Raw genomic sequence first — 7,551 nt, forward strand, 5'->3', positions numbered from 1 at the left:
AAACCATATTCCACGGAGTACAAAACTGCTATAATGAGGAAAATAGTAAATGAAAGAGAAGTTTATATATACAAGCAATTATAGGAGGAAGTCAAAATGCAAAATATAATTCTCAAAAATGCTAATATATACACCAAGGCTGGCAAAAAGAACTCCTACTTAAAAAATAAAAGTATTGCAGTGTCAAGCGGTAGAATATCTATTATAGATGACTTTGATATAATTAAAAAGAATTATCCTAGCGCAGAAGTTATAGACTTAAAACATAAAACTGTAATGCCTGGATTTATTGATAGTCATATCCATTTACTGCAGACAGGATACCTTGAAGTTCATACAAACTTATCTGGTGTTACTTCAATCAAAATGCTTAAAGAAAAAATAAAAAGAGCTGCTAAAGAAAAAGCGCCTGGAGAATGGATCATAGGAACTTCCTTTGATGAGACTAACTTCGTAGAAGGAAGATCTCCAAACAGATATGATTTAGATGAAGCTGCCCCTTTTAACCCTGTTTTTTTGATAAGGGCATGTACCCACATGTTTGTGGCAAACTCTATAGCACTGGAGATTGCAGGAATTAATAAAAACACACCATCTCCTGAAGGTGGCATAATAGTTAGGGATACAGATGGAAAACCAAATGGTATATTAAAAGAAAATGCTGCGGACAAGGTTTATAATATTATTAACAATGATCATAATATCCAAAAGGAATCTTTGAGAGCTGCTATTAGACAGGTTAAAAAGTATGGTATTACATCGGTTCATGATATGGCAATTGGAGTAAAAGATTTTGAACATTATTTAAAACTTCTTGACATTTATCAAGAGGTCCTAAGAGAAGAGGATTTTCCCCTTAGGATTTCTCTTGGAGTAGAGCACCATTTGCTTGATGATATTTTGGACAATGGTATTAAGTTCTTACAGGGCAATGAGTTTTTTAGACAAGGGTATATCAAATTCTTTGCTGATGGTTCATTTGGAGGTAGAACTGCTCTTTTGAAGAAAAAATACCAGGATAAGGAAGGTTATGGGCTGGCTGCTATGGAAGAAGAATATATGAGAACTGCTATTAACAAAGCTTCAAAAAATGGTTATCAGTGTACTGTACATGCTCTTGGAGATGAGGCTTTGAACAAAGTATTAAATATTTTTTATGAGAATAATACGAGGGAGCTACGTCATAGAGTAGTCCATGCAGGGATTACTGATGATAGTTTAATTAAAATGCTTCAAGAGAATAATATAGGAGTAGATTTTCAACCCAACTTCTTGTCAAGTGAAGCCCACTGGATTCAAGACGTGCTGTGTGAAGACCATCTAAAAGATCTATATCGATGGAAGAGCATGGTAGACAAAGGTGTCCTCCTGGCAGCAGGTTCTGATTCACCGGTGGAGCCTATAAATCCTTTCTTAGGGATTAGGTCAGCAGTACTTCGCCAAAACCTAGACTTATGGCCGTCTGAAGGCTTTAATCCGAAAGAAAAACTTTCAGTAGAAGATATGTTACAAGCTTATACTTATAATGCGGCATATCAGTATTTTGAAGAGGACTGTAAGGGCAGTATAGAAACTGGAAACTTTGCAGATTTGATAGTTTTATCAAAGGATCCTTTTGATACGGTTTTAAATGAATTAGATCAAATAGAAGTTCTTATGAGTTTTGTTTCAGGTCAATTAGTATATCAAAAGAAAAGTTATGAACAAGGTTATCAAATTTATTAATTTATTAGTAAAAGGGAGGTTATTTTAATGTTTGAATTATTAAGAAAAGGGATGTTCTTCGGGTTAGGGCTTGCAGTTGCTAGTAAAGAACAAGTTGAAAAGGCTGTAGATGAACTTGTAAAAAAAGGTGAAATTGCACCTTCGGAGTCAAAAAAGGTGGTTGAACAAATAGTAGAAAGAGGTCAACAAGAACAGCAAAAAGTTAAAAGTATGGTTAATGAACAGGTGAATAATGTTTTGAAAGAGACAGAAATTCCTACGAAAGACGACTTTACTTATCTTGAAAAAAAGGTTGAAAAATTAGAAGAGCGCATCCGGGAGTTAGAAGCTAATAATTCAAGTGAATGATTTGCTTAAATGATAAATAAAAACTTTAGTTGTAAAGGACGATGTATGTATGTTAGGTAAAAGGATGCGTCATATAAATCGATATAGGGAGATATTGACGGTTTTTGCAAAGCATGGTTTTGGATATTTGATTGAGGATTTAGGTCTTTCTGAAATGCTTTCCCCGTCAAAGAGGTTTTTTACCGATAGGAAACAGCTTAGATCTGTTGGTGCCAAATTAAGACTCGCCTTAGAAGAATTAGGTCCTACCTTTATTAAACTTGGCCAGCTGTTAAGTACACGTCCCGACTTATTGCCTTCGGATATTATTTCAGAATTAGATAAACTCCAAGATGAAGTAGAACCTTTTTCTTTTACCCAGGTAGAAGAAATTTTAGAAGAAGAACTGCAGGGTAATCCAAAAGACTTTTTTTCTTATATTGAGAAGGACTCTTTGGCAGCAGCTTCAATAGGGCAAGTTCATTATGCAAAGCTAAAATCTGGAAAAGAAGTTATTATAAAAGTACAAAGACCGTATATCACCTCTGTTATCGAGACCGATCTTGAGATATTAAAAGATCTTGCAACCCAGGCAGAACAAAGATTAAGCTGGGCAAAGCATTACCAGGTAAGGGACGTGGTAGATGAATTTGCAAAGATTTTGCGGGATGAATTGGATTACCAATTAGAAGCTAGAAATGCAGAAAAATTCGGGGAAATATTTGAAAATAATAATGAGATCTATGTTCCGGAAGTTTACTGGGACTATAGTACAAAAAGGGTCATTGTACTTGAATATCTTGACGGAGTAAAGATCAATCACCTAGATGAGTTAGAGAACCGAAACCATGATAAAAAATTAATTGCAAACAGAATCACGGAAGCTTACTTTGTTCAGGTCTTAAAAGAAGGCTTTTTTCATGGGGACCCTCATCCAGGAAACTTCATAATACTGCCTGATGATGTAGTTGCTTTTACGGACTTCGGTATTGTTGGCAGACTAACCCCCCAAATGAAACATCAGTTTATCGGGATGCTTCTCGGGATTATTAAAAAGAATCCCGAGATGATAGTAAAAGCGATTTTGAAACTAGGTTTTGTGCCAGAAGACATTGACCTTGATTCTTTCAAAAAAGATGTAGAAAAAACTAGGGATAGATATTATAGTATCCCATTAGGGAAAATAAGCTTTGGAGATGCTATTAATGATTTTTTTAAGCTTGCATATAGATATCAGATCAGGATACCTCCGGATTTAACTTTACTGGGAAAGACTTTTATAATTTTGGAAGGTGTAGTGAAAAAACTAGATCCTGACATAAGTATGGTAGATATAGCAGAGCCTTTTGGCAAAGAACTTTTTAAAGAGAAATTTCATCCTAAGAATGTACTTGACTTTACCTGGAAGAGTACTTCTGAATATGCTAAGAATTTATTTAACTTTACCTTAGAACTAAAAGATCTTGTAACCATACTTAGACGTGGCAAAGGGAAGTTAGAGATAAACGTTCCCCAGGTAGATTTAATATTAAGAAAGCTTGACCAGATTGGAAACAGGCTTTCGTTTAGCATCGTGTTGCTATCTTTTAGTATTATTATGGCAAGCCTAATAATAGGTGCTTCTTTTGGGGATTATCAGCCATTGATCTGGCAGTTACCATTAATAGAGATAGGTTTTGGTATAGCTGCTTTAATGTTTTTCTGGTTAATGTTTGCCATATTTAAGTCGGGACGGTTCTGAGTTTTTTGGGGTTGGTTTTCAATTAAAAAGGGCTTCTGTCAATTGAAAGGGGAGAGGGAGATTGCCTGGTGAAAGCTTTAATGTTTCTTTATTTGATTTGACCATGTGTTTGTCTGATGCTATGGATCTTATTAGCCCTGTTGTTGTTGATCACCACAAAAAGGTCGCCTTAATTGCTGATTATTTTGGTGAAGAGATGGGACTGTCAAAAGAGAAACAGACGGTTCTAACCCTAGCAGGCTTGTTACATGATAGTGGTGCTATTTCTCTTAAAGAGAGAATAGATGCGCTTACCTTTGAACTTGAAAACCCTCATAAGCATTCTGAGCTTGGGTACTTAATGTTGAAAGGTTTTCCCTTTTACTCTGAGATTGCAACGATTATACGCTATCATCACTCTTCATACAAAGAATATAGGACAAAAGTACCCTTTGAAAGTCATATAGTTCACCTTGCGGATAGGATTAGTGTATTAATAAACCCCGATAAGCAGATTTTGGAGCAAAAAGATTATATAATAGAAAAAATAAACGATAAAAAAGGGGATACTTTTGCTCCCGAAATAGTAGAAGCCTTTGAGAAAGTTAGTGAAAAGGAGTCTTTTTGGCTTGATATTGTTTCTCCCGATGTTGGTGAAATCTTGTCTTCAAGGGCTAAATCAAATGCAGCTTCTATCAGTCTAGATATTAACGGGTTGTTAGAAATTGGTGAGTTGTTTACAAGGGTAATTGACTTTAGAAGTGTATTTACCTCGACACATTCTAGTGGAGTTGCTGCATCTGCCGAAGCTTTGGCACGTAAAATAGGGTTCTCGGATTTGGAATGCTTGCAAATGAGACTTGCAGGTTATTTGCATGATTTGGGCAAGTTAGCTGTGCCAAAAGAAATATTAGAAAAACCAGGAAAACTCACAGAAGATGAATTCAGGGTTATTAGAACTCATACTTATTATACTTATAGGACTTTAGAGCGCCTTCCTCAGCTCGAAACTATAAATAAATGGGGAGCTCTTCATCATGAGAAAATTGATGGTTCGGGTTATCCTTTTCATTGTGAAGGAGAAAAATTGTCTCTAGGAAGTAGAATTGTGGCAGTGGCAGATGTGTTTACAGCACTGACTGAAGACCGTCCTTACAGAGAGGGACTTAGCCCACAAAAAGTAGAGGATATATTAAATAATATGGTTAAAGAAAAAGCTCTTGATAGTGGGGTTGTGGAAGTTTTGATGAAAAATTATAAAGAAATAGATGATGTAAGGAAAAATGCTCAATTAAACTCAAAACAAAAATATCAGGATACAAAAGAAAAGGAGACGCATGCAGGAGGATAGAATTTAGGATAAGAGAAATTTATATGTTGTTATATAAGATCTATATATTTTTTCTCCAGGTAAACAAGGCTTTTAAACACTCATGATACATTTGTATTCTATATAAAACACCTTTGATTAGCCCGAACTTTTCTTCCTTTGTATGATGGGTGATACCCTCCAAAACAGGATAAGCTACAGGTATACTCATAGCCTTTGCATATTTACTTAAAAATATTTCTACACCAAATCTACACCAGGTTAAATCTGGGAGTTTGTTGACAAACTCTCTAGAAAGGGCTCTTTGCCCATTTAAGATACCGAAATATTTTTGGGCGAGATCAACCCTTAATTTTCCTCCTTCCGAGAACATGCCAACACTCATGCCGATTGTATTGTCTTTTTCTAAAGGTTTAAGAAGCTTATCAATGTGTTGTTTTTCTAAGTTAATTAAATCAGCATCTAAAAAAACCCAGTAAGGTGATCTATCTCTTTCATCTACATACTTAATGCCGCTTTGTAAAGCAGAACCTTTTCCAAGGTTTTGATTATGTTTTATAACCTCTACTGGAAATTTGCTGGCGTTTTCGGAAGTGTGGTCTGGAGAACCATCATCTATAACAATAATCCTTGTGTCTTTTTGATAATTAGTTACTACTTCTAATACTTTTTCTATTCGAGGAGCTTCATAATAAGCAGGTATTAATATAGTTATATCTTTAGTCATTATATCATCCTCCTCGCTATTTAATTATGTTATTCTATTTATGGACAATCTACATAATATAAATTGATTTTGTCAGTTTATATTGGTCCTGTCAAGTTATATCATAAGTAAAAAAGCATATAAATTTATAATGCAAATGCTCTAGGAAAAGTCAACTCCCTCAAGGTAGGTCGTTTATACTTTGTAATAAATGATTGGTAGTGGTGCTCTTGACTATTTCTGAATATTCAGAAAAAAAGTTATTTATATTAAGCCTGTTACTCTTTTTAGTTCAAGGTGACAATTATGCTTCAGCAGCCGTGGTAGTTGAAATAGCAAGGGATTTCAATATGCATATCAGTCAAGCTGGACTTTTTGTGACTGCGTACTTACTGCCTTTTGGGATCTTTACTTTATTTTTTGGTCCTATGGCTGACAAATATGGAAAAGCAAAGGTTATAAGTATTGGAGCCTTCGCAGTTTCGATATTTTGTACTTTGGGAGGATTTGCTTTGGGTTTGGTTTCATTAAGCTTAATCCGTGCTGTCAATGGAATCTTTGCTGCTTCCATTATTCCGGTAACTATTTCTCTTATTGGAGAAAAATTTTCTTATGACCCAAAAGCTATGCAAAATGCGCTGGGTAGAGCTCTTGGGATGTTGTTTATGGGTGCTGCAGCAGCTCCTATAATCGCAGGTACTTTAACTTATTTGGTTTTCTGGAGAATGGTATATTTTGCTTACGGATTAGCAATATTTACTACTGCAATTTTTATCCGTAAGACTTTAGATAAATCTAATATCGTCAATAGTAATCTATCATTAAAATCAGTTTATAGAGAAGCTTTTGGTAATAAAAGATTAATCAACTTAGTTAGTGCAGAGTTTTTTCTGGGTTTTTCTGTATTAGGAAGCTTTATGTATTCGGGAGATTTTGTCCAAGAAACTACAACCTTTAATATATTTTGGGTTGGGGTAGCTCTTACCTTTTTTGGTTTAGGAACTGTTATAGGTGGTAGACATGCAGCATCAATAAAAGAAAAAGTAGGGCCATCTATTATCATATATGCAGGTGTGTTAGGATTTTTATGCTGGGGGCTCATGGGATTTATAGGTATATATTATTTTATGCTTGTTGCGTTTTTGGGATATGGTTTTTCTTTTATCCTTCTACATACTTTTATAGTGACAACTGCACAAAACTTAATACCAGATAAAAAAGGACTAGTGATGTCGCTTGTTTCCTTTAACTTATTTGTAGGTGGGGGCTTAGGTACATTGGTTAACAGTTATGTTTTAAGTTTTTCAGATTTTATGTTTGTTTTCTTTTTAGCAGGGATATTTATTTTCACAGCAGGAGTTTTGACTTATAAATTTATTAATTAAAAAGAATTAAACAGTCGCTTTTTAGCCATAGTGACATTTTCCTAGAACATTCTAGGGGTGACAATATCACAGAACAATGAAACGGTTCACGATTTTATCTTGACATAAATAATCAAACCTGCTATTATATCTATTGCATTCGAGATGAGTGTATTAATGAATAGCAGATATAATAACAAACTAAAAACGAGTCAATAATAAGAAGGACGTATTTAAACGAAACAAAGTTTAAGAAATGTTTAAAAAAGTTCTTGACGGCTTTAGGTTAGTGTGTTAGTATTTATAGGCACTCGGAAAAACCAAATAAAAAAAGATAGCGTATTTTTTTTTGGTCCGTTCTTTGAAAACTAAACAGGGC

At 34.6% G+C, this 7,551-nt stretch carries 6 protein-coding genes; 5 read left to right on the forward strand and 1 reads right to left on the reverse strand.

Features of this window, described 5'->3' with window-relative positions; genetic code table 11:
- The first annotated feature begins 96 nt into the window (after positions 1 to 96).
- The 4 genes from ACONDI_RS15590 to ACONDI_RS15605 all read left to right on the forward strand — a co-directional run bounded on the left by ACONDI_RS15590 (position 97) and on the right by ACONDI_RS15605 (position 5,123).
- On the forward strand, positions 97 to 1,725 hold the full coding sequence (locus tag ACONDI_RS15590) for an amidohydrolase (protein WP_241079451.1): 1,629 nt from the start codon (positions 97 to 99) through the stop codon (positions 1,723 to 1,725).
- A 27-nt stretch (positions 1,726 to 1,752) separates the two neighbouring features.
- Positions 1,753 to 2,073: a phasin family protein gene (locus ACONDI_RS15595; protein ID WP_241079452.1), complete on the forward strand. Its 321-nt coding sequence runs from the start codon at positions 1,753 to 1,755 to the stop codon at positions 2,071 to 2,073.
- 49 nt (positions 2,074 to 2,122) lie between these two features.
- Positions 2,123 to 3,793 (forward strand): ABC1 kinase family protein, encoded by a 1,671-nt coding sequence (locus tag ACONDI_RS15600; RefSeq protein ID WP_241079453.1) that lies wholly within the window; start codon positions 2,123 to 2,125, stop codon positions 3,791 to 3,793.
- Positions 3,794 to 3,854: 61 nt separating this feature from the next.
- On the forward strand, positions 3,855 to 5,123 hold the full coding sequence (locus ACONDI_RS15605; RefSeq protein ID WP_241079454.1) for an HD domain-containing phosphohydrolase: 1,269 nt from the start codon (positions 3,855 to 3,857) through the stop codon (positions 5,121 to 5,123).
- A gap of 40 nt (positions 5,124 to 5,163) precedes the next feature.
- On the opposite strand, the gene ACONDI_RS15610 is transcribed toward ACONDI_RS15605, so the two are convergent.
- The gene (locus ACONDI_RS15610; protein ID WP_241079455.1) at positions 5,164 to 5,829 is read right to left on the reverse strand and encodes a glycosyltransferase family 2 protein; all 666 of its coding nucleotides are present in this window, start codon (positions 5,827 to 5,829) and stop codon (positions 5,164 to 5,166) included.
- A 209-nt stretch (positions 5,830 to 6,038) separates the two neighbouring features.
- Between ACONDI_RS15610 and ACONDI_RS15615 the strand changes: the two genes are divergently transcribed.
- Positions 6,039 to 7,193: an MFS transporter gene (locus tag ACONDI_RS15615; RefSeq protein ID WP_241079456.1), complete on the forward strand. Its 1,155-nt coding sequence runs from the start codon at positions 6,039 to 6,041 to the stop codon at positions 7,191 to 7,193.
- Positions 7,194 to 7,551: the final 358 nt, after the last annotated feature.

The organism is Natranaerofaba carboxydovora (genome assembly GCF_022539405.1).
GTDB classification, from domain to species: domain Bacteria; phylum Bacillota; class Natranaerobiia; order Natranaerobiales; family Natranaerofabaceae; genus Natranaerofaba; species Natranaerofaba carboxydovora.

What these genes read in the sequence shown, in the direction of transcription:
- ACONDI_RS15600 (WP_241079453.1), top strand. Translation starts at nt 2,123, where the DNA reads ATGTTAGGTAAAAGGATGCGTCATATAAATCGATATAGGGAGATATTG.
- ACONDI_RS15590 (WP_241079451.1), top strand. Translation starts at nt 97, where the DNA reads ATGCAAAATATAATTCTCAAAAATGCTAATATATACACCAAGGCTGGC.
- ACONDI_RS15610 (WP_241079455.1), bottom strand. Translation starts at nt 5,829, where the DNA reads ATGACTAAAGATATAACTATATTAATACCTGCTTATTATGAAGCTCCT.
- ACONDI_RS15595 (WP_241079452.1), top strand. Translation starts at nt 1,753, where the DNA reads ATGTTTGAATTATTAAGAAAAGGGATGTTCTTCGGGTTAGGGCTTGCA.